A 26808-nucleotide genomic window follows, 5' to 3' on the forward strand; every position below is an offset into this window, starting at 1 on the left:
AACAAGGTACGAGGAGGATCGGCATGTCATATCTGGACGAACAACTCGACGCGCTGGTCAACGAGGCCGCGCAGACGGTCGGCCACCGCTCGCCTTGCGGCTGCACGCGTTGCCGGCGGCAGCAGGGTTTTCGCGCCGTCGAAGGCAGGCGCCGGCATTTTCCGAGCGGCGGTTGCGGTTGCGGATGCGGCGGCGACGCCTCTTTCGACGAGGCGACCGTGCGACGCGCGCCACGGTCAGCACGCGGCCAGACCTCGGCACGAGCCAGGGGCTCGCAATTGCCAGGCTGGCGCGGCTGGACGGCGCCGGTCTCGCTGGCGGCGATCGACGCGGCGCGCGCCGCTGCAAGGCGGGGCGGGAGTGTCGATGCGACATTGCGGCCTTTCCTGGCGCCGGGCCCGCAGGTCTATCGCATCACCCGCGCCGGCATCGACCGCAACCGCCCGCTCAGCATCGGCATGACCAAGGGCAACAATTCGATCGCGCAGAGACTGACCGAGCATTATCGGCAGCCAAGCCGCGCCGATCCAAGGGTCAACACCGCGATCCGCAATCTGCAGCCGGGCCAGATCCTGGTCCAGGCTGCTCGTCTCACTCGTCAGGCCATGCATCCAAGGCGTGCGAGGAACTACGAGGGCTGGCTGCAGGACCGGGAGCGGCCGCTGCTTTACGACCCCAACAGCACGACATTCGATGAAATGGGGCTGATGCGCAACAACTGAAACCAAGGGAGATCCCTATGCACGGGCAAGTCGCACCTCACGCAAGGTCGGTATGGGCCGACCTCGATGCCATCGTTCTTCAGGAGGTCAAGGCGCTGCGCTCAGCACCGCCGCGTCCAGTCGAAGCACCGTTCGGCTCCGACGAGGAGTTCATGGATCGCGCCTCGGCCTATCTCGAAGGCCGCGGCGAAGAGGCTCATCTGCTGATGGAGCGCCTGCGCGGCATGCTCGGCCAGACGGCAAGTCCGCATACGAATGAGGCCGGGGCGCCGGAAGAGCCCGCGCGTGAAGAAGGGATCGACAATGCAGTGCGACCGGGGACCGTGCCAGCCGATGTTGCGTCACCGGAGGCCGAACACGAGCAAGAGACATGACGCTGTTTTCGCCCGCGCCCTTCGAACTCGACCGGCTGGCCGACGAAGCGGACTATGCGGTGGTCGGGCCGACCGACGGCCGGGCCAGGGTCACTCATACCAACCGCTTTCCGCACAGTGCGGTCTGCCATATCGAACGCGATTTCGGCGACGGCAGGATGACCGGCTGTACTGCCTTCCTGATTTCTCCGACGCGGCTGTTGACGGCGGCACATTGCATCACCAGTCCGATCCGGCAGCGCCTCGGCCTGCCCAATCTCGCGGTGCGCATCCGTGTCACGCCAGGTCGCGCGTCACGCGATGCACGGCCTTTCGGCTGGCAGTGGGCCAAGCAATGGCACGTCAATCCGCCATACCGGCGCCGTCCGTCGGGTCTGCATGATGTCGGGCTGATCGAACTCGAGCGGCCGTTCTCGCCTTCGCCGGGATTCTTCCAGCTGTGGTCGCCGAACCGCCAGGACCTCGAAAGGCTTCGCAGCTCGCGGCTGCTGCACATTTCGGGCTATCCGGCCGACAAGCCGGATGGCACGCAATGGGAGCATTCGGAACGCCTGGACCGGATCACGGAACGGCAGCTTTTCTACAGCGTCGATACGTGTCCGGGACACAGTGGCGCTCCCGTCTGGATCCATCGCCAGCAAGCCGGCGCGCCGGTGGTGATCGCGGTTCACACCGCCGGCCCGCGGCCGCATTCGGGTGGCGCCTGGGGGTGCCGGCCCGGCGTGCCGCTGGCACCGGCCGGACTGTTCAACCGAGGTGTCAGGCTGACGCCTGATCTCTTGCGCTCGATCCGCGCCGGGTTCAGGCGCTGAGTGGCGAAAAAGATGAACGGATGATGATTTTGCGAATGCTAATACTCTGGGAAGTGTTATAGTTCGCGCCATCAATGCAGCATTCATACTGGTCGCGCCGGGGTTCGGCGGCGCGGCAGTTTTGTTGGGGCGCCGGGGCTTGTGATTGTACTGAGTTTCCTGCCAACTAGGGCGTTCGGCCATGATTGCACGTGCCGAGAACTTGCAGAGACTCTCTGATTTTGCCGACGAGATCTCTGCGTCACGGAAGGAATGTGATTCGGAAACGGATACTTCCAGATTTGTCGTGAACGGCCATTCACTGGTCGCCATCCGTCACGTGGACGATGACGATCGCGCGGGTGGTCATGCCGATGAGCGCCGGCCGGTGGGACGCATCGTGTGCGCCGGCACACACTATCTGATCTATGAAGCGGTCTACCTGCCGCCCGCGACCAGCGATCTTCCACTGTCGGCCGCCGACATATTGACACGGCGTGAGCTCCAGATCGCCCTGCTGATCAGCGATGGAAAACTGGACAAGGAGATCGCGCGGCAACTCGGCATCAGCGGCTACACCGTACGCGAACACATCAGGCGGATTTTCGCAAAGCTGAACATCGGCCGGCGTTCGGCGATCGCATCTTGCGTGCTGGCTGGCCGGGCGGATTTCCGCCACGATGTCCGATAGACCGAGGGGCTTCCGGGGTCTGCTCAGCGGAGATCAGACGAACGCTTTTTTCGAAGAGTCTGCTCGAAGCAGCATGCCAAACAGGTCGCGCGGCTCGTCGGGATCGGCCGGCATGTCGAGTTCCTGGTGAAGGCCGGTAGGCTTCAGCTGAGGCCGGCGAGGTTGCGGATGCATTTCTGCGTGGATGAGCGGTCGATATCGTAAAGGCGCAATGTCCCCGCCGTCCTCGTCGAGATCCGGCAGGATCTGCTGGCGAACCGGTCCGGCATCGAGGAGTGGGCGAACCGCCTGGCGGCGGCGCTGCCGGCGCAGACGGAAACGGTCTCATGAGCAATCTCAGCCTGCGCGAGCGCGATGCCGTGACATCGCGCAGATCGGCAAGCTGCGCTTCTCACCGCTCAGCGTCGTCGGCGGCAAGGGCAACAGATTGATCGAGGAAAGCGGCCGCTCGCTGCTCGACCTGTCGGGATCAGCCGGCCCGGCAGAGATCGGCGGCATCAAAAAAACTGGCCTGGATGTCACACCAGCAAATCCTCGCTCGTCATGGGATCGGCACCAACAGAAGGAAGCCAACCATGACCGCAAAAATCGACCTGTTCGCCGCTGCCCCTTCACTGATGAAGAACTGGCAGCGCTCCTCGATCGAGCTCTCGGCCGCCGCCAGCCTCGAGCACAGCCTCACCGAACTGGTGAAGCTGCGTGCATCGCAGATCAATGGCTGCGCCAATTGCATCAATCTCCACGCGACCGAGGCGCGCGAGAACGGTGAAACCGAGCAGCGCATCTACCTGTTGCCGGCCTGGCGCGAAGCACCCTGCTACAGCGACCGTGAGCGCGCGGCGCTGGCCTGGACCGAGGTCTTGACCCGGATCTCGGAAGACACCGGCCGCGCAGGCGCCTATGAAGAGCTGAAGGCGCATTTCACGGAGGAGGAGCAGATCAAGCTCACCTTGACGATCAACATCATCAACGCCTGGAACCGCATCTCTGTCGGTTTCGGCCTGTATGCCGACCCGGCTGCCATCAAGGCTGCCAGGGCGGCGGCAGCCTGATGACGAGTACAGAGGCCGACGATGCGGCGGCGGGCTTCGGCCCGCTGCGCCCGAAGCTCATGCGCGTTGCCTACCGCATGCTGGGCTCGGTGTCGGATGCCGAGGACGCCGTGCAGGAGGCCTTCATCCGCTGGATGAAGGCCGATCGCGCGGCGGTGCGCGAACCCGAGGCCTTCCTGCGCCGCACGGTGACGCGGCTGTGTCTCGACCAGCTCAAATCCGCGCGACACAAACGCGAGACCTATGTCGGCCCCTGGCTTCCCGATCCAGTGGTGGAAGAGGACGAAGTGGAAGACGTCACCTTGCCGCTGATGCTGGCACTGGAGCGGCTGTCACCACTCGAGCGCGCCGCCTTCCTGCTGCACGATGTGTTCGGGCTTGGGTTTGACGAGGTCGCGGCAGCGGTCGATCGCGATCCGGCGGCCTGCCGCCAGCTGGCGGCCCGGGCGCGCGGCCATGTCCGCGACGCCCGGCCCCGCTTTGCGTTGGAAAGGCAACACGGGCTGGAGCTTGCCGAGGCCTTTTTCATGGCCTCGCGCAGCGGCGATATGAAGGCGCTTGGCGCCATGTTGAGCGCCGATGTCGTTGCCCATGCCGATGGCGGCGGCAAGCGTCCGGCGGCCACGCAGCCGGTCCTGGGCTTCGATGCCGTCATGGCGCAGTACCAGCAGGTCGCTGCCTGGCTGCGCACGCATGCCTCGAAACTTGTCCGCGTCGGTTTCATCAACGGATTGCCGGGCTTCGTGACCCTTGAAGCCGATGGCGAACTTCAGACCACTGCACTCGACATCGACGACGGCAAGATCGCGGCCATCTATGTCGTGCGCAACCCCGAGAAGCTCAGGCACCTACACTAAGGCTACATGCTCGTCAGGCCAGCCCGAACTTCTCCACGGCGCGCATGATACCGCGCAGTTCGGCGAGGCCTTTCAGGCGGCCGATCAGCGAGTAGCCGGGATTGATCTTCTTCTTGCCGATATCGTCGGCGAGCAGGTGGCCATGGTCCGGCCGCATCGGAATCCGCCAGTCGGCGCGGCCTTCGCCGCGACGGCGCTTCTCCTCTTGCATCAGCGCGAGGATGACATGCGCCATGTCGGTACCGCCCTCGAGATGCTCGGCTTCGTAGAACGAGCCGTCCTCCTCGATGGTGATGTTGCGCAGATGGACGAAATGGATGCGGTCGGCGAATTCCTTGACCATGGCGACAATGTCATTGTCGGCGCGCGTGCCGTAGGAGCCTGTGCAGAAGGTCAGACCATTGGCCGGGCTGTCGACCGCTTCGAGGATGAAACGCGCATCCTGCGCGGTCGAAACGACGCGCGGCAAGCCATAGAGCGAAAAGGGCGGATCGTCGGGATGGATGCACATGCGCACCCCTTCCTCTTCCGCCGCCGGAATGATCTCGCGCAGGAACCAGGCGAGGTTGTCGCGCAATTCCTTCGGCCCGATCCCGTCATACTCAGCCAAAGCCTCGCGGAAACTGTCGCGGTCATATTTGCGCTCGGTTGCCGGCAGGCCGGCGATAAGATTGCGCTCGATCTGGTCGATCTGCTCTGGCTTCAGTTCCTTCAGCCGCGTCTCGGCCTCGGCGACACGCGCCGGCGTGTAGCTGGCGGCGCCGTTCTTGCGTTGCAGCACGAAAAGATCGTAGGCGGCAAAATCGATGGCATCGAAACGCAAGGCATAGCCGGTTGTCGGCAGGCGATGCATGAGGTCGGTGCGCGTCCAGTCCACCACCGGCATGAAATTGTAGCAGATCGTCTTGATGCCGACCCTGGCGAGCGTCCGGATGCTGTCGCGATAGTAGCCGGCATAGCGATCGCGTTCCGGTGTTCCGATCTTGAAGGAATTGTGGACCGGGATGCTCTCGACGACCGACCATGTCAGGCCGGCGGCCTCGATGACCCGCTTGCGCTCGAGCACATCGGCTTCGGGCCAGGCCCTGCCATCGTAGATGTGGTGAAGCGCTGAAACCACGCCGGTAGCGCCAGCCTGTCTGACATGATCGAGTGTCACCGGATCATCCGGACCATACCAGCGCCAGCACTGTTCCATTGCAACTTTCCTTTTTGCGAGAGACCGGCAACCTATTGTTTGACTACGATGGGTGTCAAACTCAGAACAGGGTTTTCGATTGCGCATTAAGGAGCTTCCGCGATGAAGGATTTCGACGGCAAGGTAGCATTGGTAACGGGGACGACCGGCATCGCGCTCGCCACCGCAAGACGACTGGCGCAGGGGGGTGCTGCGATCATCGCCTGCGGCATCGACCGGGCCGCCAATACCGCCATGCAGGAAAGCCTTGCCAAGGCCGGAGCGGATGCGCTGGTGCAGACAGTTGACGTCTCCGTCTCCGATCAGGTGCGTGACGCGGTCGCCGCCGGTGTCGCTCAATTCGGTGGCATAGACGTCATCGTCAATTCCGCCGCTGTCCACCCCTACGGAACCGCGACCACGACCGACTGGGAAACCTGGAACCGGGCGATGACGGTCAATGTCGGCTCGATCTACCTGACCGCCCATTTCGGCATTCCGGAAATGATCAAGCGGGGTGGCGGCGCCATCGTCAACGTCGCCTCGGTGCAGGGCTTCGCCTGCCAGCAGAATGTCGCCGCCTATGCCACGACCAAGGGCGCCATCCACACGCTGACGCGCTCGCTGGCGCTCGACTACGCGTCGGCCGGTATCCGGGTCAATTCGGTCAGTCCGGGCTCGATCCGCACACCGATCCTGGAGAAGGCCGCGCGTGGCGACAATGGCAGCGACGCCGATGTCGAAGAGGCCTACAGACGCTTCGGCGCGGCGCATCCGCTGGGCCGCATCGGCGAACCGGAGGAGGTGGCGGAGTTGATCGCCTTCCTGTGCTCCTCCAAGGCCGGCTTCTGCACCGGCGCCGACTACAAGATCGATGGCGGCCTGACCGCCGGCATCGGCGTGAAGTAGACGCGTGACGATCGGCCCGGCCTTCACACGCGGCATGATGCTCAGGGGTTTTGGGAGCGCAGCGTCCGCAAGGTGATCGAATAGCGGTGCTCGGCGAGCGGCGGAATGCTGTGCTCCCATTCGGTGCGTGAAGGGCCGGCCATGAGATAGGCCGACCTTGGCTCGACGGCGATGGTCCGGCGCTCCCATTTGTCACCGCTCTTTCGTCGCAGCCGAAAGCTGCAAGGCGCCAGCAAGGAAACGCCAACGACATCTTCGAAATGCGGCTTGTCGCGATGCCAGCCGATGCCGGCGCCGGGCCGGTATTCATTGATCAGCACCTGCGCGAACGCCTCGGCAGGCCGGCGCGCAAAAGCCGCGACCTTCTCGCGTAGAGGCAGCAGAAAGTTGGGGATCGGCTCCGCCTCGACGACTTCGCGCCGGTCATAATCGTAGCGCAGGCCAAACCCGACGACGCGCCGGTTTGCCAGATGGCCATGGAAATCGAATGCCTGGAACGGCAGCCCTTCAAGATGCCGGGCGAGCTCGGTCTCTTCCTGCGGCGTGATCAATCCGGCCTGGTAGGCGAAGCCTTCGGGCAACTCCTCGGCATCGCCAAACAGATCGTACTGGAATGCCAGAGCGGGGGCGGTGGCTTTCGATTTGAGCGACGACATCCCAGCTAGATGGTGAAGGCCGGACCACAAGGCAATACGGACCCGTGCTTCCAGACCTGACAGATAGCGGCGACGAGCAACGGCAGGGAACCGGACCGTGGGCTGGCGAATTTATCTGGCTGAGCCGTCAGGTGCCAACATGCCATCGACCGCGATCCGAAACACACAATACGATCCCGGAACCAGGACCCTCTCCGTCTGGTTTACGCCGAGCGGCAATCGCTATGACTATGCGGACGTCGCCCCGGCGACCTACGCAGCTTTCATGAAAGCATCCTCGAAGGGCCGCTTCTTCAACGAATTCATCCGCGACCGTTACAGTTACCGTCGCGTGGCATGACACGGGGAGTAGAGCTGGCCTGTCATGGCTTTTTTGTCTGCGCGGCGGGCGCCTGGTCCGGCGCCGGTTCCCAGCCAAAGACACTGCGGCCGCCAAGCAGATGCGACTGGTCGAATTCTCCGGCGACAATTTCCTTCAGGCTGGGGCCGGTGACATATCGCTCGACCTGCCGCGATTGGTCGTCGAGCCGCTTCAACGCGCCGATTTCCTCATCGCGGCCAAGCCTGGCCTTGTGCACAGCCGACTTCAGCACGCCGATCGTCTCGTCATAGACCTTGAGCGGAACAGGAAACGGGTGCCTGTCCTTGCCGCCATGGGCGAGCGAGAAACGACCGGGATCGGAAAATCGGCACGGCGCGCCATGCACCACTTCGGCAACGAGGGCCAGTGCGCGCACCGTGCGCGCGCCCACGCCGGGGACCAGCAGAAGCTCGGAAAAATCCGCCGGGCCACGCTCGGCGGCGGCCGCCATGTTTCCATGCAGGCGACGCATGATGACATCGCTTTCGCGCACATCGTGGTGAGCCGGCATGACCAGATGCGGCAGCTGCGGCTGCGCCGGAGCCGATACGGTATCGGATTCCAAAGCAGCGAATTCCCGAAGGATACGGTCCGGTCCAAGGTCCTGGAGCAGGTCCAGCTGTCGCTGGCGCGAGGCCTCGGCACGGTGGTCGGTCAGGTTGACGATCTCACCCTGGTTGGCGCCCTCGATGGCGGCGTGCGGCTGATCGACGAAACTCTTCAAACCTTCGGACAGCCAATGGTAGCGGCGTGCCACCTTGCTGTCGCCGTTCATGCCTTGCTGTACCACCACCCAGTCGCCGTCATCGGTGACGATGAAGCCGTGCAGATAGAGGTCGAAGCCATCCTGAACGGCGGCGCTGTCGACCTTGGCGACAAGCCGGCTTACGGTTGCCAGGCGCGCGCCGTCGAAGCCGATGCGCTCGCCGATCGCGGCCAACTCATGCGGGGTTTTGCGTGAGTGTGCGCCACGGCCGCCGCAGACATGAATGCCGAGTTCACCCGACAGCGGCGTCAGACCGCGTTTCAGGGCGCCGACGACGCTGGTCGTGATGCCGGACGAGTGCCAGTCCATGCCCATGACGGCGCCGAAGGACTGGAACCAGAACGGGTGCGCCAGCCGCCGCAGCAATTCGTTGCGGCCATAATGATGTATGATCGCCTCACACATGACGGCGCCAAGACGCGTCATGCGGTCGCCCAGCCATTTCGGCACGCGTCCGCCGTGAAGTGGAAGATCAGCACTGCCCGATCGTTGCGCCAAGTCCCTTGCCTGCTCCGGTGTGTCCCCACACAGATAAGCATCCCGGGCCACGCAGGAAAGCTTTGAATGCTCCCGTTCGAATTGACCGATGGACCAAATCGATTTCGGCCTGATCGTGGGTGCGGCTATCGCACCACACGTTTCTCGAGCTTGCGGGCCAGGGTGCGTCGGTGCAGGCCAAGCCGACGCGCGGTTTCGGAGATGTTGAAACCGGTCTCGACGAGCGTTTCGTGGATGCGCTCCCATTCGAGGTTCTTGATCGAGGTGGGACGGGTTGTTAGCGACACCGAAACATCGCCCTCGGCCCGGCCGAAGGCGGCTTCGATGTCATCGGTGTTGGCGGGCTTGGCCAAATAATGACATGCGCCGAGCTTGATCGCCTCGACCGCCGTGGCGATGCTGGCAAAGCCGGTCAGCACGACAATCCTCATCGACGCGTCGCGGGCGCTGAGCAACTTGACGCATTCCAGGCCGGAGCCGCCGGCGCCGAGCTTGAGATCGACGACGGCGTAGGCCGGAACGGCCGTTTCGAGGGCGCGAACCAAATCTTCCCTGCCGTGGCAGACGACGACGTCGTAGTCGCGCTTCTCGAAGGAGCGCTTCAGCGTTTTCGCGAAGGTGGCGTCGTCCTCGACGATAAACAGGGATCGATCAGGCCTCATGATCATCTCCATCGGTCAGCGCCGCGAGCGGCAGCGAAAGCGTAACACAGGCGCCCTGCTCCATGTTACGCGCCGAAAAGTCGCCGCCGAGCTTTCGAACCACGTTGACGACGAGGAAAAGGCCAAGGCCACCGCCCGGCCGTCCCTTGCTCGACATATAGGGCTGGCCGAGTGCCGCCAGAATACCCTCGTCGAAACCCGACCCGCGGTCGCGCACGGCAATCACCAGTTTCTCACCCTGGCGCTCTGCAGAGACACCGACCCAACCCTGCGATGCTTCCTGGGCGTTGTCGAAGACGTTGAAGATCACCTGCTTCAGCGCCGTGTCGAAGACGATCTGCTCGTCGGGTTCGAAATCGTTCCTGTACTCCAGATTGGGCGGCTGCCGGCTGACACGCCATTCCTGAACGAGATCATCAAGGAAATGGCGGATGCTGGTGCGGATCGTGCCTTCGCCCCGCGCCTGCCCCGAAGACATCAGGATACCCGACACGATGCTCTTGCAGCGCTCGATCTGCGCCTGCATCTCGGCCACGTCCCCGGCCAGCTCGCGGTTGCGGGTGACGCTGCGTATCTGGCGCCAATCGGAGAGGATGACGGATATGGTCGAAAGCGGCGTGCCCAGTTCATGCGCGGCACCCGAGGCCAGCAGGCCCATGCGCACGATGTGATCCTCCTCGGCCGATCGCTGGCGCAGATCGGCGAGATAGGCGTCGCGCTCGCGCAGATTGCGGTTGATGCGCGTCATGAAGATGACGATCAGGCCCGCCGCCAGCACGAAGCAGATGAACATGCCCCTGATATGCAGGGCCAGCAGGTCGCTGCCGCCGTGATGCGGGACTGCGATCGGCTGGAACTGGAAGGTGAGGAAGACGAAGCAGGCGGAAGCGGCCGCCACCAGGATCCAGGTGGACCAGGGTGTCAGCAGCGCGGCGCCAAGCGTGATCTGCAGCAGGTATAGCGATACGAACGGGTTCGAGGCACCGCCGCTGAGGTAAAGCTGGATCGTCAGCGCCACCATGTCGAAGATGAGCGCAACAAACAGCTGCGCGTTGCTGATCGGGCGCTGGCCACGCGAAGCCAGCAGGCTGAAGATGTTCAACCCGACCAGGAAAAGCACCACGCCGGCCATCTCCGCCAGCGGCAGCGGGATATCGAACCAGTATTCCGTCACCAGAATGGTAAGCACCTGACCCGCCACCGCCAGCCAACGCAACTGGATAAGCAGGAGCAGGTTCTTCCTGTTCGCGGCGTCGGGATTGGCGACTCCGCCGCCCTTGCCCGCAACAGGGGCTGCCGCGAAGGATCTGTCGCAGCCAGACGCTGATGTCGTGACGCTCATCTTGCCGGTCCTTGCCGACGGCGGCCGCCGATCATCGGCGCGGCCAAGGCTGCGCCGAGCATCGCAGCGAGCGTGAACCAGGTCAAAGCATAGACGAGGTGGCTGTTGCGGAAAATCACGACAGTCAGGCCGCCACGCGGCCAGTCGCCGGATGCCTCCGCATCGACGAAATAGGGGGCGACATCCGTTAGGCCGCGTGCGGTGGCGATTGCCGTGACGTCCCGCGAATACCAGCGATTTGCCGCGACATCGTTGTTGCGCAGGAAGCCGCCGCCGGGCTCGCTGATGCGCAACAACCCGTCAATGACGGCCGGCGACGAGATGCCATCGCTTTCCCGCTCGAACTCAGGCTTGCGCTCCTGGGGAATGAAGCCGCGGTTGACCAGTGCGACGAAGCCGCGATCTGTTTGCATCGGCGTCAGCACCCAATAGCCGCCGCCAAGCTCCGTCACCGCTTGTACCAGCGTGTTGGCGCCGCCCAGAAAGCGCCCGGCCAGTCGCACATGGCGGTATTCGTCACCGGCGGCGGTCATGCCGCTCCAGCTCAGTGGGCCAGGCGCATCGACAACGGGGGCATGGATGCGTTGGTCAACGCGGGCGATCAGATCGAGCTTCCAGACGCGCCTTTCCAGCTGCCATATGCCGAGGCCAAGAAACACCAGCACGCCGAGGAGCCCGAGCAGGAGGAGGAACATACGCGACGCGGGCGATCTGCCGGCGTCCGTTCCTGGCGCGGCGGGCAAGCCAATCCCGGCCGGCCCGATCCGTGCCTCGATACTGGTCCCCTCCCCGCCCGGCGCCGGGCTCATGGCATCTCGCGCATGTCGTGAAGTCCCGGCATCATGTTGGCGTTGAGATGGTACATCACCCAAAGCGAGCCGGTCAGCACGATGACGACCAGGATCAGCGTAAAGATCAGCGCCAGCATCGACCATCCGCCCTCCGAGGCGGTGTTCATATGCAGGAAGAACACCATGTGGACGACGATCTGCACCACCGCGAAGGCCATGACAACGATGGCCGTCGCCTGCTTGTCGTCGATGGCGCCGCTCATGACCAGCCAGAACGGGATGGCCGTCAGGATAACCGACAGCACGAAGCCGATCAGATAGCCCCTGAACGACCCATGCGCGGCGCCGCCATGGGCGTGGTCGTGACCCTCGGCATGCTCGTGAGCGCTCATCGCAACATCCCCATCAGATAGACGAAGGTGAAGACGCCGATCCAGACGACGTCGAGGAAATGCCAGAACATCGAGAGGCACATCAGCCGGCGACGGTTGGCCTCGATGAGGCCGAACCGGGCGACCTGCGTCATCAGCGTCACCAGCCAGACAAGGCCGAAGGTGACGTGCAGGCCGTGTGTGCCGACCAGGGTGAAGAAGGACGACAGGAAGGCGCTGCGCTGCGGCGTGGCGCCTTCATGGATCATGTGGGAGAATTCGTAGAGTTCGATCGACAGGAAGGCCAGACCGAACAGGGCGGTCACGGCAAGCCAGGCTTGCGTCGCCGCGACGCGGCCCTTGTCCATGGCCAGCATGGCAAAGCCATAGGTGATCGAGGAGAACAGCAGCATGGCGGTGTTGACCGCCACCAGGTCGAGGTCGAACAGGTCCTTCGGCGCCGGCCCCGCCGCGTAATTGCCGCCGAGCACGCCATAGGCCGCGAACAGCATGGCGAAGATCAGGCAGTCGCTCATAAGGTAGAGCCAGAAGCCGAGCATGGTGCTGCTGCCTTCGGCATGCGCATGCTCTTCTTCCAGGTGGAAGACCGGCTCAGGTCCGGACGTGGTTGCAATCGAAGCCATGCTCAAACCCTAGCCCTGGGCGGCGAGGAGCGTCGTCCTCGCCTCTTCCGTCTGTGTGACCTCCGCAGCTGGAATGTGGAAGTCTCTGATATAGTTGAAGGTGTGCCCGATCGCTGTGGCGATCAGGCAGACGAAGCTCAGCGCCGCCAGCCACCAGATGTACCAGATCAGGCCGAAGCCGAGCGCCACGCTGAAGGCGGCCAGGATGACGCCGGTGCCGGTGTTGCTTGGCATATGGATCGGCTTGAAGCCGGAGAGCGGCCTGGTGTAGCCGGCCTTCTTCATGTCCCACCAGGCGTCGTTGTCGCGCACGACGGGCGTGAAGGCGAAGTTATAGGCGGGCGGCGGCGAGGAGGTCGACCATTCCAGCGTGCGGCCATCCCAGGGATCGCCGGTCGGATCGGTCAGGGCCTCGCGCCTGCGGATGGAGACGTAGATCTGGATCAGGAAGGCGGCGATGCCGCAGGCGATCAGCACCGCGCCGAAGGCGGCGATGATGAACCAGATCTGCAGCGAAGGGTCGTCGAAGACGCGCATGCGGCGCGTCACGCCCATCAGGCCAAGGACATAGAGCGGCATGAAGGCGAACCAGAAGCCGACCACCCAGCACCAGAACGAGACCTTGCCCCAGAACGGATCGAGCTTGAAGCCGAAGGCCTTGGGCCACCAGTAGGCGATGCCGGCAAACAGGCCGAACAGCACGCCGCCGATGATGACATTGTGGAAATGCGCGATCAGGAACAGGCTGTTGTGCAGCACGAAATCCGCCGGCGGCACGGCAAGCAGCACGCCGGTCATGCCGCCGACGGTGAAGGTGAGCATGAAGGCCATCGTCCACATCATCGGCAGTTCGAAGCGGATGCGGCCGCGATACATCGTGAACAGCCAGTTGAAGATCTTCGCCCCGGTCGGGATCGAGATGATCATCGTGGTGATGCCGAAGAAGGAATTGACGCTGGCACCCGAGCCCATGGTGAAGAAGTGGTGCAGCCAGACCAGGTACGACAGGATGGTGATGACCACCGTGGCGTAGACCATCGAGGTGTAGCCGAACAGGCGCTTGCCCGAGAAGGTCGATGTGACCTCGGAAAAGACGCCGAACAACGGCAGGATGAGGATGTAGACCTCCGGGTGACCCCATATCCAGATGAGGTTCACATACATCATCGGGTTGCCGCCGAAGTCGTTGGTGAAGAAGTTGGTGCCGACATAGCGGTCGAGCGCCAGCAGCGAGAGCACCGCCGTCAGCACCGGGAAAGAGGCGACGATCAGCACGTTGGTGCAGAGCGACGTCCAGGTGAAGACAGGCATGCGCATCATCGTCATGCCGGGCGCGCGCATCTTGATGATGGTGCAGATCAGGTTGATGCCCGACAGCGTGGTGCCGACACCCGCCACCTGCAACGCCCAGATGTAATAATCGACGCCGACGTCGGGACTGTAGCCGATGCCGGAGAGCGGCGGATAGGCGAGCCAGCCGGTGCGGGCGAATTCGCCGACGAACAGCGACGCCATGACCAGGATGGCGCCGCCGACCGTCATCCAGAAGCTGAAATTGTTGAGGAAGGGGAAGGAGACGTCACGCGCGCCGATCTGCAGCGGCACGACGAAGTTCATCAGCCCGGTGACGAAGGGCATCGCCACGAAGAAGATCATGATCACGCCGTGCGCCGTGAAGATCTGGTCGTAGTGATGCGCGTTGAGGTAGCCCTCGGAGCCGTTGAAGGCGATGGCTTGCTGAAGGCGCATCATGATGGCGTCGGAGAAGCCGCGCAGCAGCATGACGAGGCCGAGCACCATGTACATGATGCCGATCTTCTTGTGGTCGACGCTGGTGAACCACTCGCGCCAGAGGTAACCCCAGAGCTTGAAATAGGTGATGACGCCGAGAAGCGCTACGCCGCCGAGCGCCACCGCGGCGAAGGTGGCCACGACGATCGGCTCGTGCAGCGGCAGCGAGTCCAAGGTGAGACGGCCGAAGATGAATCTGGTTAACGTATCGGGCATCGGCTGTCTCTCACAATTCTTGCCGTAGCAGGCCGAGCGATGGCGCATCCGCCTCGGCGCGACGGCTCTCGGTGCCTGGCCTCAGCAGCCCCGCCCCGCGCAGCGGGGAAAGATCCCTGGCCGGCCAATCCGTCGGCGTGGCATTGCTGGCCGCGCGGGAGGCGGCAGCTTCCTCCGCCGTGCAGATGCTGACGACATAGGACGGATCGTTGCCGAACACCGCGCCGCGCCGGGCGAGCTTGTCGTATTGCAGCGGCACCGTGTTGCGGACACCCGCAAGACCGAGGCCGCCCTTGGCGTCGATCGACATCATCTCGTTCATGCACATCTTGCCGCGCTCGACGCACAGATTGAGAATGGCGCCATAAAGGTCGGGATCGACGGAGGCATAGTGGCGGACCGGCTCGTTCTCGCTCGGCTTTTCGAGCTCGAGATAGCTGTCGCGGTTAAGCGCCGCCGACGCGGTCCTGTTCTGCGCTACCCACTGGTCGAAAGCCTGGTCGGACAGACCGTGGAAGGCGAAGCGCATGCCCGAAAAGCCGGCGCCGCTGTAATTGGCTGAGAAGCCGACATACGTGCCCGGCCGGTTGATGACGGCGTGCAGCTTGGTCTCCATCGCCGGCATTGCATAGATCTGCCCGGCAAGGGCTGGAATGTAGAAGGAATTCATCACCGCCGAGGAGGTGATGCGGAAGTCGATCGGCTGGTTGACCGGCGCCGCCAGCTCGTTGACGGAGGCGATGCCATAGTCGGGATAGATGAAGAGCCACTTCCAGTCGAGCGCCACGACCTCGACCCGCAGCGGCTTGTGCAGCGCTGTGACCGGCTGGCCGGGCTCGATGCGGTCGATGCGGCGGTAGGGGTCGAGCAGATGCGTGCCGAGCCAGGTCAGCGCGCCAAGGCAGATGATGATGAGCAGAGGCGCTGCCCAGATCACCAATTCCAGCTTCGTCGAATGATCCCAGTCCGGCGCATAGGTGGCCGAGGCGTTGGATTGCCGGTATCGCCAGGCGAAGAAGACGGTCAGCGCCATGACCGGCACGATGATGATCAGCATCAGCACGGTCGAGACCACGAGCAGGTCACGCTGCTGGAGCGCGACATCGCCGGCGGGCGCAAGCACGACCAGATCGCAGCCGCTGAGCAGCCCGGCCAGGGGAAACAGAAGCAAGGCTCCAAATCGTTTCATCAAACGCTGCCCTCGATGGACCGCCGCAACCGTTCATGTTGCAGTGCAGTACAAGGGCTACTGCTCGCAGCGCTGCGGCAACATTGGACAATTTGTCCAATGCCCAGCCGGCATGGCTTTGGCGCAGTGTGCAGTGCACAATGGAAACCTTTGGGGAATTCCCAGAATTGGGTCCAGGACACTTCATTCCACGCGGTGGCGACGGATAAGATGGCTCAGACTTCGACTGCCGAAACGAACAGCGAGCTGATCGGCTCGCATCATGGCCAGGTCAGCGCCGGCGATATAGCGGTCGGCGTGATCGTCGGCAGGACGTCGGAATTCTTCGACTTCTTCGTCTATGCGATCGCGTCTGTCATCGTGTTTCCCAAGCTCATATTTCCAACGCACGATCCGCTTGTCGGGACGCTCTATTCCTTCTCCATCTTCGCGCTCGCCTTCGTCGCGCGCCCGTTCGGCTCGGTCCTGTTCATGGCCATCGATCGCGCCTATGGCCGCGGCGCGAAACTGACGATCGCGCTGTTCCTGCTCGGCACGTCGACCGTCGCCATCGCGTTTCTGCCGGCCTATGGCGACATCGGTGCGGTGGCGATCTGGCTGCTCGCGCTTGCCCGTATCGGACAGGGTCTGGCGCTTGGCGGAACATGGGACGGGCTGCCCTCGCTGCTGGCGCTGAACGCACCGGAGAACCGGCGCGGCTTCTATGCCATGATCCCGCAGCTGGGCGCACCGATCGGCCTCATCGTGGCAGCCGCTCTCTTCGCCTTCTTCGTCGCCAATCTGTCGGCCGACGATTTCCTTTCTTGGGGCTGGCGCTATCCGTTCTTCGTCGCCTTCGCCATCAATGTCGTGGCCCTGTTTGCCCGGCTGCGCATTGTCGTCACGCCCGAATTCTCGAAACTGTACGAGAGCGGCGACCTGCAGCCGACGCGCATCAGGGACACGATCAGGGCCGAAGGCCATAACGTCGTCATCGGCGCCTTCGCGCCGCTCGCAAGTTTCGCCCTGTTCCATATGGTGACGGTGTTTCCGCTGTCCTGGGTGTTCCTGTTCACCAATGAAGGGCCGGCGCGCTTCCTGGTGATCGAGGCGGTGAGCGCGCTGTTCGGCATCGCGGCCATCGTCGCATCTGGCCCGCTGGCCGATCGCGTCGGACGCCGTGCGCTGCTCGGCGGTTCGGCGATCGCCATCGCCACGTTCAGCGGCTTTGCCCCACAGCTTCTGGATGGCGGCGCTGTCGGCGAAGCGCTGTTCATGGTGCTGGGCTTCATCCTGCTGGGGCTGAGTTTCGGACAATCATCGGGCGTCGTCGCCTCGAGCTTTTCGCGGCAGTATCGCTACACTGGCTCGGCCATAACCTCGGATCTGGCCTGGATGTTCGGTGCCGGCTTCGCGCCGCTCGCTGCCCTGCTGCTGGCCGGCAATTTCGGCCTCATCGCCGCCGGTGCCTATCTGCTGTCGGGTGCTGCCTGCACCTTGCTTGCGCTGTGGATCGACGGACGGCGCCCGGCCGCGGACCGCCAACCCGACTGATTTTTGCGAGACGCTATTATTGCGCGACCCGCACAATGAGCTTGCCGAAGTTCTTGCCGTCAAGAAGACCGAGGAAAGCCTGCGGCGCGTTCTCCAGGCCCTCCACGATGTCTTCCCGGTAGCGGACCTGCCCGGACGCGATCCATCCGGCCATCTCGCGATAGAAGGCCGGACGCTGGTCGACAAATTCGCGCTGGATGAAGCCCCTTATCGTCAGGCTGCGGTGGAGCACCTGCTGCATCAGTGCCGGCAGCCGATCAGTGCCTGATGTCGCGATGGTGTTGTATTGCGCGATCAAGCCGCAGACGGGGACACGCGCGAACTCGTTCAGCAGGGGAAACACCGCATCCCAGACAGGACCGCCGACATTCTCGAAATAGACGTCGATGCCATCAGGGCAGGCAGCCTTCAATTGCTCGGCGAAATCGTCGGCCCGGTGGTCGACGACAGCGTCGAAGCCGAGCTCCTGCCACACGAAGGCGCATTTGTCAGCGCCGCCGGCGATGCCAACGGCACGGGCGCCCTTGATGCGTGCGATCTGGCCAACGGCCGAGCCGACCGCGCCGCTGGCAGCCGCCACGACCACCGTCTCGCCAGCCTTTGGCTGTCCGATCGTCAGCAAGCCGGCATAGGCGGTGAAGCCCGGCATGCCCAGCACACCGAGCGCGGTCGTGATCGGCGCCGCGGCAGGGTCGAGCTTGCGCAGCCCGACCCCATCGGACAGTGCGAAACCCTGCCATCCCGAGTGGGACAGCACGATATCGCCTTCGGTGAAGCCGGCATTGCGGGATCTGATGACCCGCGCGACGGTGCCGCCTTCCATCACGCCGTCGATCTCGACCGGCTTGGCATAGGATTTTGCCGCGTTCATGCGGCCGCGCATATAGGGATCAAGCGACAGATAGAGGATCTGGAGCAACAGTTCGCCCTCGCCGGACTCGGCGATCGCGACGGTCTCGATGCGGAAATCGTCTGGCTTCGGCCGGCCTTGCGGTCGCGCCGCAAGCACGATTCGGGTGTTCGCCTCAGTCGACATTGGATACTCCCTCCTGGAATTCTCGTGCCGGCTGGTGGCACTCGACATGATCGTGGAGATCAAATTCCGCAAGCGCTGCTTCAGACCCGTTTGCCCAGATCGGCGATCGTGGCCCTGATGACTTTCTCAACCGACGCACGCTCACTGCCTTCGATCTCCAGGCGTGGCTTGCGCACGAATTCGGGCGCGCCGTAGACGAGATGTTCGGCAAGCTTGATGTACTGAACCAGCTTCACGTCGGTGTCGAGATGGAAGGCTGGCGTCAGCAACCTGTACAGCGGCAATGCGGCCTTGAAGTTTCCAGCCCTGGCCTCGTTGAAGAGCGCCACGCATTCCGCCGGCCATGCATTGGTCATGCCGGAAACCCAGCCGACGACGCCTAGCGCCAGGCTTTCCAGGATAAGATCGTCGACGCCGCAGAAGATGTCAAAGCGGTCGCCAAAGGCGTTGAAAAGGTCGGTCACGCGCCGGATGTCGCCTGTCTCTTCCTTGATGGCGACGATGCCGGGCACATCCACCAGCGCTTTGAGGGTTTCGACGTCGACATCAACCTTGTAGGCAATGGGGTTGTTGTAGATCATCACCGGCAGGTCGCTCGCCTCGGCAACGGCCTTGTACCATGCGACCGTTTCACGGCGATCCGTACGGTAGGCAAGACTTGGAAAGGTCATCAGGCCTTGCGCGCCAAGCTTCTGATAGTTGCGGGCCGCGGCAATGGCATTGTCGGTCGACAGTTCGGCCAGACCTGACAGAAGCGGCACCCTGCCCGCGACAACCTCGCTGGCGGCGGTGACGACGGCGTCGCGCTCTTGCTGCGTCAACGTCGCGTTTTCGCCGAGCATTGGCAGGACGATGACGCCCGAAACGCCGTTCTTTATAAGCCGATCAATGCTTGACTGCGTGGCCTCGATATCGATGGATCCCGATGCCTGCATCTTGGTGGTGACCGCGGGAAAAACGCCTGTCCAGGTCATGTCTTGATCTCCTCTTGCTCGTGGACATCCGGCCGCCTCGCTGAAATCGAATGGGTTCCGGGGCTGGGTTGCTCGCCTGCTCTCGCCATAGTCCGTGCTAGGGCGGGATCATCTAAAGCGAGGGTCCCAACCGGGTCGGACTGCCGTCGCTGAAACGGGACAGACGGAACCTTTGGAGATTGTGCCCGATCTCGTTGCCCTGGATCAGATCGGACAGGACGCGGCCCATGCCGGGGCCGATGCCGAAGCCGTGACCGCTCATGCCGGTCGCGATGACGAGGCCCGGGATCGCTGCGGCGCGATCGACGACAGGCACGACATCCGGCATCGCATCGATCATGCCCGCCCAACTCGCCTTGAGCGGTACAGTCTCGAACTGCGGGAAAAGCCGCTTGAATTCGCGGTCGATGGCGCGAAGCGCCTTGGCCTCGGGGGCAGGATTGAGAATACGCATCCGTTCGAACGGGGTTTCCTTGTCCGCGTCCCATTTGCGCGGAGTCGACCAGTTGTCCGGGTAGCCGCGAGGCGCGGCCGGCCGGTAGCGCGTGCCAAGGGGATTTGCCTTGAGAGCAGGAAGATACTTCGGCGCGTGGCGCAATGCATCCGGCCCGACATAGAGCACGTGGCTGCCTCCCGCCGCCAGCGTGTAGCCGCCATCTTGCCTGCGCCGAAACGCGATGTGTTCGTCAGCGGCGGCACCGGCGTAGATTTCCGGCAGCGGCGCGGTCGCCGCGACAGTCGTCCTGACGCTGAGTTGCGGGATGGAGATGCCATGCGCGCGCAGGAACAGCGACGTCCACGCGCCGCTGGCGACGAGCGCGCTCGACGTGGCGATGCGCCCCTGCTCGGTCCAGACGCCGCTGATGCGTCCCGCCGAGACATCAAGCATGCGTGCCGCGCAATTCTCGATGATGGTGACGCCTTGCCGGGCGGCCAGGCGGGCAAGTGCGGGCACCGCGACCCAGGGCTCGGCGCGCATATCCGATGGCGTGGTCATCGCACCCTTGAAGGGCCGCGACATGGCCGGGATCAGCCGGGCCGCCTCACCTTGATCAAGCAGACGCGTGTCGACGCCATGAGCCTGCGCGATCTTCAGGAATTTGGCGAAACCGGCCATCTCCTTGTCGGTGCGCGCAAGATAGGTGACGCCTGTCTGCGTCAGCCCTATGTCCTCGCCACACTCCTCGGCCAGCTGCCACCAGAGGCGCTGCGCTTCGATGACGATCGGCAGCTCGTCGGCGTCGCGGCCCTGCTGCCGGATCCAGCCCCAGTTGCGCGAGGATTGCTCGGCGGCGATGCGTCCCTTCTCAAGCAAGGTAACCGAGATGTTGCGCCGCGCCAGGAACAGCGCCGTCGTCACGCCGATGACGCCGCCTCCGATGATCACGACTTCCGAGGTCTTCGGCAACGGCGCTTGAAACTGGATCGGAGTGGCTTCGGTGAAGGGGAAGGTCTTCAATGCGTACTATCCTTTATCGCGCCACAAAGGTGTCCGGTCGCAAGACCTGTCCTGGCGGCGGCGGACCTGGCCGCTTCCATGGAATGTCGGCAATGCGCCAAGAGACCGATGGTCAGCACTACACTGCGGACCTGGAGAATTTGCGTGCCAGTGCGATAAAGTTGTTGGCCACCATCGCAGCCATCGCCATGCCCTTCACTCGGCAGCGATGCCGGAAAGGCCAGTGGTTGCGGCAAGCCCGGCTTCGATCGAGTCCGAAATGATCCTCAGGCCGAGGTCGAGTTCCTCTTCGGAAATCGTCAGCGGTGGAGCAATGCGGAACACGCCGCCCATCCCGGGAAGCTTCACGATGTTCATGCTCAGGCCGCGGCGGAACGCTTCCGCCGCAATCCGGGCGCCAAGCTGGTGGTCGGGCTCCCTGCCCTTGCCGTTGACGATCTCGACCCCGAGCAGAAGGCCACGGCCGCGCACGTCGCCGACACACTCATAGCGCTGCTTCAGTCGCGACAGTCCGTCGAACAGTTTCGCGCCGAGATACCGTGCCCGCTCGACGAGTTTTTCTTCCTCGACCACATCGAGCACGGCGAGGCCGACCGCCGCCGGCAGCGGATCGGAGACATGCGTGGTGTAGAACAGGAAGCCATTGGCGTGCGCCGCCTCCTCGATTTCAGCCGTCGTCATCACGGCCGACAGCGGCAGCCCCGCGCCGATGGTCTTGGACAGCGTCAGTATGTCGGGGGTGACGCCATCCCTTTGAAAGGCGAACATATCGCCGGTGCGGCCAATGCCGGTCTGCGCTTCGTCGAGGATAAGCAGCATGCCGCGCTCGCGGCACTTTTGCTTGAGGGCCGAAAGATAGCCGTGCGGCAGCTCCAATATGCCACCGCTCGACAGGATCGGCTCGGCGACAAAGGCAGCCAGGCTCCCCGTCGACTGGCTGTCGATCAGGTCGAACGCATCGTTGAGTTCGGTAAGCCAGTCCAAAGAGCCGTCGGCATGCTTGAAGCGCGGCCGGAAACTGTTGGGCGCGGGAATGGCGAGCGAGCCGACGGCGGCGGGTCCATAGCCCTTGCGGCCGGCGCTGTAGGTTGCTGACGCGGCGGCACCCGTCATGCCATGCCAGCTCTTCGAGAAGGCGACGATCTCATGTTTGCCGGTCACCAGCTTCGCCATCCGGATGGCCGCTTCGTTCGACTCGGCACCGGTCGAAAGCAGCAGCACCCGATCGAGACCGGGCGCCAGCGCCGCAAGGCGTTGCGCAAGCTCGACCACCGGACGCGACAGCATGCCGCTGAACAGATGCGCGACCTTTTCCACTTGGCGGCTGACCGTCGAAACGATCCTGGGATGGCTATGCCCGAGCAGTGCGCTCATCTGGCCGGAGGTGAAATCGAGGATGGGCCGGTCGTCAGCATCATAGACGAACGAGCCTGCGGCGCGCTCGATGATGGCGGGCTCGAATGTACCGCCATAGCGGATCAGATGTTTTTGCACCGCATCCCAGAATTGACAATCCGAATTTTTCGACATGCTGCAACTCCGCCAAAGTGTTCCGGCGGAAATTAGCCGATGGTGCGGGTGCAGTAAAATTGATAGTAATCGGATCCCGATATCAACGGAATTGATATGCAGGGACCACTCGACCTCAGGCTGCTGGCGACATTCGTTCGTGCTGCCCATTCGGGCACGTTGAGCGCGACAGCGGTGCAGGTCGGACGCACGCAATCAGCAGTGACCATGCAGATCCAGCGGCTCGAGGAGGCTCTCGGCCAGAGCCTGTTTCATCGCAGCGGCAGTGGCGTGCGCCTGACCGGCAGCGGGGAACGCTTCCTGGCCTATGCCGAGCGCATTCTTAAAATCCACGACGAGGCTATCTCAGCGCTTTCCGACAAAGGCCTGCACGGCTCGATCCTTTTCGGCAGTCCCGAAGATTATCTCAGCGCGTTCTTTCCCGCGCTCCTGAAGAGTTTTGGAACCATGTACCCCGATGTCGAGATCAAGGTCGTCTCGGCACCAACGGTTGAATTGAGAATGCTTCTCAACGCGCACCAGATCGACCTCGCGCTCGTTTCCGCGCCGAAAGCAAACCACACGCAGGATATCGTGCGCACGGAATCGCTGGTGTGGGTGGGCAGCAAGCCGTCGCTGGAGCTTTACGATTTTGGCGACACCGTTCCGCTGGCTTTGTCGGCGTCGAACGCCGTGGACCACAAGGCGGCTTGTGAAGCCATGGCCGGTGCCAGGCTGCGCTACAAGATATCCTATGCCAGCAACAGCCTCGCCGGATTGATTGCCGTCGCGCGGTCCGGTCTGGCCATCAGCGTGATGACCAAGGAGGCGGTCCCGCCCGACCTCCATATTCTGAACGCGCCGCTTCCTCAGCTGCCTCACCTGGGCATTCTGATCGCCTTTGCCGACTCGGAGCGATCGCCCGCGGTCGAGGCCTTTGCGGGCCACATCCGAAGTGTTCTTCCGTCGCTTTGAGGCGATCGAATGGCGGCCGTCTGCCCGGCGTCAGCCGCGCTTCGGGATCTGTATATCCTCCAGCAGAAGCGTCAGCGCCATGGCGACGAAATAAAGCGCCGCCACCCAGATGAACATTACGTTGAAGCCACTCGAATAGTGGCCAAGCACCACATCGCGGATCGCGACCGGCAGGCTCGATGCAAGATGCGGGGTGAGTCCGGTCAGGCCGTCCGGCAGCAGCGCGGCGGCATCCGCGGGAAGCTCTGAAGTCTGCCGGTTCAGCGCCCAGGTCATCACCGCGCCATTCAGCGCCAGCCCCAGCGATGCGCCGATGGTCCGCGACTGCGTGATCAGCGACGTCACCGCGCCGATGTCCTGCAGCGGCGCGGCAGCCTGGATCGCCACCATCAGTACCTGGAACTGCAGGCCCATGCTGATGCCGAACACGCCCATCATCGTTGCCAGCACCCAGATCGGCGTGTGCGAGTTGATGAAGGCAAAGCCAATCATCAGCAGCCCGCCAATGCCCATCGCCACCACCGGCATCCATTTGTAGCGACCGGTTGCGGCAATCACCCGTCCGGCCAGTATCGAGACGACCATCGAGGTCACGGAAGCCGGCAGAAACAGGAAGCCGACTTCCGCCGGGCTGAGACCCGTGAGCGTCTGCATGTAGAGCGCGAAATAGAAGAACATGCCCAGCGTCACCGAGCCTGCGACCAGTGACACGCCCGAGACGATACGGACCGTCGAAACGTCGAACAGCCGCAAGGGCACGATCGGCTCTTCGGCCCGCCGCTCGACCATGATGAACGAGGCGATTGCCACCACCGCGATCACCGGCAGCGCGAAGGTGAGCAGATCCGGCCCGGCGGGGTCGAGCACATGATAGCCCCAATAGACGATTGCCGTAGTGCCGATGGCGAGTAGCAAGCCGCCGAGATAGTCCACGCGGTGCTTCTTTTCGTTGAATCGGCTGCGCATGGCGAACCCGATCACCGCCAGCACGACGATGCCGATCGGCAGGTTGACCAGGAACACCCAGCGCCAACCGAACAGGCTTGTGATATAGCCGCCCGCCAACGGGCCGAGCACCGACGACAGCGCGAACACCGCCGAACTGTAGCCTTGGTACTTGGCACGGTCGCGCGGTCCGAACAGTTCGCCGATCATGGCGAAGGCCGAGACCATCAGGCCGCCGCCGCCGATACCTTGCAGGACGCGCGCCGCGATCAGGCTCTCCATCGACCATGCCATGCCGCAGACCAGCGAGCCCAACAGGAACAAGGTGATCGCCGTCAACACCACATTCTTGCGGCCATACATGTCGCCGAGTTTGCCGTAGAAGGGCGCGACAGCAGCGGTCGAGAGCAGGTAGGCGGCGCCTACCCAGCCGAACAGATGCAGATTGCCCAGTTCGCCGGCAATGGTGGGCAAAGCCGTGACGACGATCTGCATGTCGATGGTGGCCATGAACATCGCGATCAGCGCGCCGAAATAGACGATCAGCGTCGTGAGATCGGGCCGGGCCCCGGCCTCCACAGGCGCGGCATCTGGAAGAGTTGAGTCAAGGCTCATGGATGTCTCCGACGTTTGGGCGCGGTTTATGTGCCTGCAGCAGATATATGTCAACATCAATTATATGCTATTGGCATGCAATTGACATCAGCATGTATTCTTGCTAGCGCGCTATGGCATGAACACCAACGATACCGGGCCGGGCAGCGCCGACCGATTTTCAGCTCTTTGCCAGACACAAGGCGACCAGGACCTCGCCGACCTGGCGCGCAGCAATGGCATGTCCGAAGCGGCGGCCGGGGCCGTCGCTGCGATCGATGCGGTGATGACCAAGGTGCGCCGTTCGGTCCAGCGCCGGGACTTCGGTCGTTTGATCCTGGCCCGCGTCGATCCCTCGCTGGAAGTGAGCCATCTCGACGCGATTATCGCGCTCAGCGCGGTTGTCAGCGACACCCCGCAGGACGAGGTGACGGTCGGCACCATCGCCGAGCGCATGGGGATCGACCCCTCCCGCGCCAGCCGCATCTCTGCCGATCTCGTCGAGCGTGGCTACGCCTTCCGCGTCGCATCGCAACTCGACGCCCGACGCATTTGCCTCAGACCCACCGCCAAGAGCGAGCGCCTGGTGACGGCGGTGCGTCAGACCAAATGGCGCATCTTCGCTGGCGCACTGGCGCAATGGGATGAGCAGGACCTGGTGACGTTCGCCGCCCTGCTGGAACGCTTCGCGGGTTGGGCCATCGACGACGCGGGGATGAGCAGGTCGGCCGATGCCGTCAAGCAGATGATGGACGAGACGGAGCCCGGGCTGCCCGACGCGAAATAGGGTTAGCGCCGGAGGGTGGACGCCCATACATCGAAATGGCCGGGCGACCGTGCAGACAGGCGCAGGGAATTTCCCCCTGAACGATGCTGCCCGCGGCAAGCGATCACGAAGCGGTGACGGTCGTAACGAAGGCCGGGCAGGCTGCGAAGACTGGATGTGAGCGCCGCGCAAGCATCTTGCGGTGCCTCCACCAAAGCTTTGGCAAGTCGAAGCTTCGGCGCGAACCCGCCAACTTCTCAAGGAATCCACGATCATGATCAACAGGCGTACTTTCTCCACCGGGCTCGTCGCCGGGGCGGCGACGAGCATACTGGCCGGCGCCGGCAAGACGCGCGCGCAGACAGGCGTCAAGATACGCAACGTCGTCCTGGTCCATGGAGCCTATGCGGATGGCTCGTGCTGGTCGGACGTGGTTGGCCGGCTGCAGCAAGCCGGTCTCAAGGCGACCGTCGTCCAGCACCCGCTGACCACCTTGCAAGCGGGCATCGACGCAACGCACCGTGCGATCGCGCTCCAGGATGGACCGACGATTCTGGTCGGACACTCCTTTGCCGGCATGATCATCACCGAGGCTGGGATGGATCCAAAAGTTTCCTCGCTTGTCTATGTCGCGGCTCGCGCGCCGGATGCGGGTGAAGACTACACGGCGCTCGCCAAGACTTTTGCGGCGCCGCCTGCCTCAGCGGGGCTTGTCTGGTCCGAAGGCTATGGCAAGCTCAGCGAGGAGGCTTTTCTACGGGGCTTCGCTGGCGGCATTCCTCTCGAGAAGGCGCGCATCCTCTATGCCGTGCAGGGTCCGATCTCGGACAGGCTCTTCTCCGGAAAGACGACGCAAGCCGCCTGGCGCTCGAAGCCAAGCTGGTATGCCGTCTCGACAGAGGATCGCACGATCAACCCGGATCTCGAGCGCTTCATGGCAAAGCGCATGAAAGCAAAGATCATCGAGGTAAAGGCAAGCCATCTGTCACTGATCTCCCATCCGCAGGAGATCACCCAGTTGATCTTGGAAGCCGCCGGGCAGCTCAGCTAGAGAGGTTGGCCGGGTCTGTGCGGCGTCATCAATTGGTGCCACTGTTGTCGAGGCTGAGCGCGCCTGCGCCAAAAGCAACGATCTGAAGCAGCCCCGCCGGCCATCT

At 63.5% G+C, this 26808-nt stretch carries 27 protein-coding genes and 1 pseudogene; 12 read left to right on the forward strand and 16 right to left on the reverse strand.

Annotation, left to right across the window (positions count from 1 at the left end; translation table 11 throughout):
* Nucleotides 1-23 precede the first annotated feature (23 nt).
* The 4 genes from EB235_RS31110 to EB235_RS31125 all read left to right on the forward strand — a co-directional run bounded on the left by EB235_RS31110 (nucleotide 24) and on the right by EB235_RS31125 (nucleotide 2578).
* Entirely contained in the window at nucleotides 24-722 is a 699-nt protein-coding gene (locus EB235_RS31110; RefSeq protein WP_027033600.1) for a hypothetical protein, read from the forward strand.
* Between the two features lie 17 nt (nucleotides 723-739).
* Nucleotides 740-1096: a hypothetical protein gene (locus EB235_RS31115; protein ID WP_027033599.1), complete on the forward strand. Its 357-nt coding sequence runs from the start codon at nucleotides 740-742 to the stop codon at nucleotides 1094-1096.
* Entirely contained in the window at nucleotides 1093-1908 is an 816-nt protein-coding gene (locus tag EB235_RS31120) for a trypsin-like serine peptidase (RefSeq protein WP_027033598.1), read from the forward strand. Before EB235_RS31115 ends, EB235_RS31120 begins: the two co-directional genes overlap by 4 nt.
* A gap of 181 nt (nucleotides 1909-2089) precedes the next feature.
* Nucleotides 2090-2578: a helix-turn-helix domain-containing protein gene (locus tag EB235_RS31125; protein WP_027033597.1), complete on the forward strand. Its 489-nt coding sequence runs from the start codon at nucleotides 2090-2092 to the stop codon at nucleotides 2576-2578.
* 33 nt (nucleotides 2579-2611) lie between these two features.
* Here EB235_RS31125 and EB235_RS34915 read toward each other — a convergent pair.
* Nucleotides 2612-2734: pseudogene (locus EB235_RS34915) on the reverse strand (ornithine cyclodeaminase); the annotation flags it as partial.
* 419 nt (nucleotides 2735-3153) lie between these two features.
* Here EB235_RS34915 and EB235_RS31130 point away from each other — a divergent pair.
* Together EB235_RS31130 and EB235_RS31135 are read left to right on the forward strand one after the other, a co-directional pair.
* On the forward strand, nucleotides 3154-3630 hold the full coding sequence (locus EB235_RS31130) for a carboxymuconolactone decarboxylase family protein (RefSeq protein WP_027033596.1): 477 nt from the start codon (nucleotides 3154-3156) through the stop codon (nucleotides 3628-3630).
* Complete coding sequence (locus EB235_RS31135; RefSeq protein WP_027033595.1) at nucleotides 3630-4487, forward strand: sigma-70 family RNA polymerase sigma factor; 858 nt, start codon at nucleotides 3630-3632, stop codon at nucleotides 4485-4487. Before EB235_RS31130 ends, EB235_RS31135 begins: the two co-directional genes overlap by 1 nt.
* Before the next feature lie 13 nt (nucleotides 4488-4500).
* Here the strand turns inward: EB235_RS31135 and uxuA are convergent, their stop codons facing one another.
* Nucleotides 4501-5685 carry a mannonate dehydratase gene (gene uxuA, locus EB235_RS31140; RefSeq protein ID WP_027033594.1) on the reverse strand — a complete coding sequence of 395 codons (1185 nt, stop codon included), beginning with the start codon at nucleotides 5683-5685 and terminating at the stop codon, nucleotides 4501-4503.
* 102 nt (nucleotides 5686-5787) lie between these two features.
* Here uxuA and EB235_RS31145 point away from each other — a divergent pair, with 102 nt between their 5' ends.
* A complete protein-coding gene (locus tag EB235_RS31145; RefSeq protein WP_027033593.1) occupies nucleotides 5788-6573 on the forward strand; it encodes an SDR family NAD(P)-dependent oxidoreductase in 786 nt (261 codons plus the stop codon).
* 41 nt (nucleotides 6574-6614) lie between these two features.
* Here EB235_RS31145 and EB235_RS31150 read toward each other — a convergent pair whose 3' ends face one another.
* A complete protein-coding gene (locus tag EB235_RS31150; RefSeq protein WP_027033592.1) occupies nucleotides 6615-7229 on the reverse strand; it encodes an alpha-ketoglutarate-dependent dioxygenase AlkB in 615 nt (204 codons plus the stop codon).
* A gap of 97 nt (nucleotides 7230-7326) precedes the next feature.
* Here EB235_RS31150 and EB235_RS31155 point away from each other — a divergent pair, with 97 nt between their 5' ends.
* On the forward strand, nucleotides 7327-7569 hold the full coding sequence (locus tag EB235_RS31155; protein ID WP_348626909.1) for a KTSC domain-containing protein: 243 nt from the start codon (nucleotides 7327-7329) through the stop codon (nucleotides 7567-7569).
* Between the two features lie 22 nt (nucleotides 7570-7591).
* Here EB235_RS31155 and EB235_RS31160 read toward each other — a convergent pair whose 3' ends face one another.
* From EB235_RS31160 to cyoA, 8 genes are all read right to left on the reverse strand, one after another.
* Nucleotides 7592-8854, reverse strand: coding sequence for a DUF763 domain-containing protein (locus tag EB235_RS31160; RefSeq protein ID WP_027033590.1), 1263 nt, complete (start codon nucleotides 8852-8854; stop codon nucleotides 7592-7594).
* A gap of 125 nt (nucleotides 8855-8979) precedes the next feature.
* Complete coding sequence (locus EB235_RS31165) at nucleotides 8980-9516, reverse strand: response regulator transcription factor (RefSeq protein ID WP_027033589.1); 537 nt, start codon at nucleotides 9514-9516, stop codon at nucleotides 8980-8982.
* On the reverse strand, nucleotides 9506-10858 hold the full coding sequence (locus tag EB235_RS31170) for an ATP-binding protein (protein ID WP_027033588.1): 1353 nt from the start codon (nucleotides 10856-10858) through the stop codon (nucleotides 9506-9508). The genes EB235_RS31165 and EB235_RS31170 overlap by 11 nt, the downstream gene beginning before the upstream one ends.
* A complete protein-coding gene (locus EB235_RS31175; protein WP_032926797.1) occupies nucleotides 10855-11553 on the reverse strand; it encodes an SURF1 family protein in 699 nt (232 codons plus the stop codon). Before EB235_RS31175 ends, EB235_RS31170 begins: the two co-directional genes overlap by 4 nt.
* A 110-nt stretch (nucleotides 11554-11663) precedes the next feature.
* Nucleotides 11664-12041, reverse strand: coding sequence for a cytochrome o ubiquinol oxidase subunit IV (gene cyoD / locus EB235_RS31180; protein ID WP_027033586.1), 378 nt, complete (start codon nucleotides 12039-12041; stop codon nucleotides 11664-11666).
* Nucleotides 12038-12664: a cytochrome o ubiquinol oxidase subunit III gene (gene cyoC, locus EB235_RS31185; protein ID WP_027033585.1), complete on the reverse strand. Its 627-nt coding sequence runs from the start codon at nucleotides 12662-12664 to the stop codon at nucleotides 12038-12040. The genes cyoD and cyoC overlap by 4 nt, the downstream gene beginning before the upstream one ends.
* A gap of 9 nt (nucleotides 12665-12673) precedes the next feature.
* A complete protein-coding gene (gene cyoB, locus EB235_RS31190) occupies nucleotides 12674-14671 on the reverse strand; it encodes a cytochrome o ubiquinol oxidase subunit I (RefSeq protein WP_027033584.1) in 1998 nt (665 codons plus the stop codon).
* Between the two features lie 10 nt (nucleotides 14672-14681).
* Nucleotides 14682-15860 carry a ubiquinol oxidase subunit II gene (gene cyoA / locus EB235_RS31195; RefSeq protein ID WP_027033583.1) on the reverse strand — a complete coding sequence of 393 codons (1179 nt, stop codon included), beginning with the start codon at nucleotides 15858-15860 and terminating at the stop codon, nucleotides 14682-14684.
* A gap of 210 nt (nucleotides 15861-16070) precedes the next feature.
* On the opposite strand from cyoA, the gene EB235_RS31200 reads away from it, so the two are divergent.
* Nucleotides 16071-17393, forward strand: a complete 1323-nt coding sequence (locus EB235_RS31200; RefSeq protein ID WP_027033582.1) for an MFS transporter — start codon at nucleotides 16071-16073, stop codon at nucleotides 17391-17393.
* Nucleotides 17394-17409: 16 nt separating this feature from the next.
* Here EB235_RS31200 and EB235_RS31205 read toward each other — a convergent pair whose 3' ends face one another.
* The 4 genes from EB235_RS31205 to EB235_RS31220 all read right to left on the reverse strand — a co-directional run bounded on the left by EB235_RS31205 (nucleotide 17410) and on the right by EB235_RS31220 (nucleotide 22392).
* On the reverse strand, nucleotides 17410-18429 hold the full coding sequence (locus tag EB235_RS31205) for an NADP-dependent oxidoreductase (RefSeq protein ID WP_027033581.1): 1020 nt from the start codon (nucleotides 18427-18429) through the stop codon (nucleotides 17410-17412).
* Nucleotides 18430-18509: 80 nt separating this feature from the next.
* Nucleotides 18510-19403: a dihydrodipicolinate synthase family protein gene (locus EB235_RS31210; protein WP_027033580.1), complete on the reverse strand. Its 894-nt coding sequence runs from the start codon at nucleotides 19401-19403 to the stop codon at nucleotides 18510-18512.
* A 112-nt stretch (nucleotides 19404-19515) separates the two neighbouring features.
* On the reverse strand, nucleotides 19516-20862 hold the full coding sequence (locus EB235_RS31215; RefSeq protein WP_027033579.1) for an NAD(P)/FAD-dependent oxidoreductase: 1347 nt from the start codon (nucleotides 20860-20862) through the stop codon (nucleotides 19516-19518).
* 195 nt (nucleotides 20863-21057) lie between these two features.
* On the reverse strand, nucleotides 21058-22392 hold the full coding sequence (locus EB235_RS31220) for an aspartate aminotransferase family protein (protein WP_032925958.1): 1335 nt from the start codon (nucleotides 22390-22392) through the stop codon (nucleotides 21058-21060).
* A gap of 96 nt (nucleotides 22393-22488) precedes the next feature.
* Between EB235_RS31220 and EB235_RS31225 the strand changes: the two genes are divergently transcribed.
* Nucleotides 22489-23346 (forward strand): LysR family transcriptional regulator, encoded by an 858-nt coding sequence (locus EB235_RS31225; protein ID WP_027033578.1) that lies wholly within the window; start codon nucleotides 22489-22491, stop codon nucleotides 23344-23346.
* Between the two features lie 30 nt (nucleotides 23347-23376).
* Here EB235_RS31225 and EB235_RS31230 read toward each other — a convergent pair whose 3' ends face one another.
* Nucleotides 23377-24906 carry an MDR family MFS transporter gene (locus tag EB235_RS31230; protein ID WP_032925957.1) on the reverse strand — a complete coding sequence of 510 codons (1530 nt, stop codon included), beginning with the start codon at nucleotides 24904-24906 and terminating at the stop codon, nucleotides 23377-23379.
* A gap of 118 nt (nucleotides 24907-25024) precedes the next feature.
* Between EB235_RS31230 and EB235_RS31235 the strand changes: the two genes are divergently transcribed.
* On the forward strand, nucleotides 25025-25672 hold the full coding sequence (locus EB235_RS31235; protein WP_027033576.1) for a MarR family winged helix-turn-helix transcriptional regulator: 648 nt from the start codon (nucleotides 25025-25027) through the stop codon (nucleotides 25670-25672).
* 250 nt (nucleotides 25673-25922) lie between these two features.
* Nucleotides 25923-26702: an alpha/beta hydrolase gene (locus EB235_RS31240; protein ID WP_027033575.1), complete on the forward strand. Its 780-nt coding sequence runs from the start codon at nucleotides 25923-25925 to the stop codon at nucleotides 26700-26702.
* Nucleotides 26703-26808 lie beyond the last annotated feature (106 nt).

This window comes from Mesorhizobium loti R88b (assembly GCF_013170845.1).
GTDB classification, from domain to species: domain Bacteria; phylum Pseudomonadota; class Alphaproteobacteria; order Rhizobiales; family Rhizobiaceae; genus Mesorhizobium; species Mesorhizobium loti_B.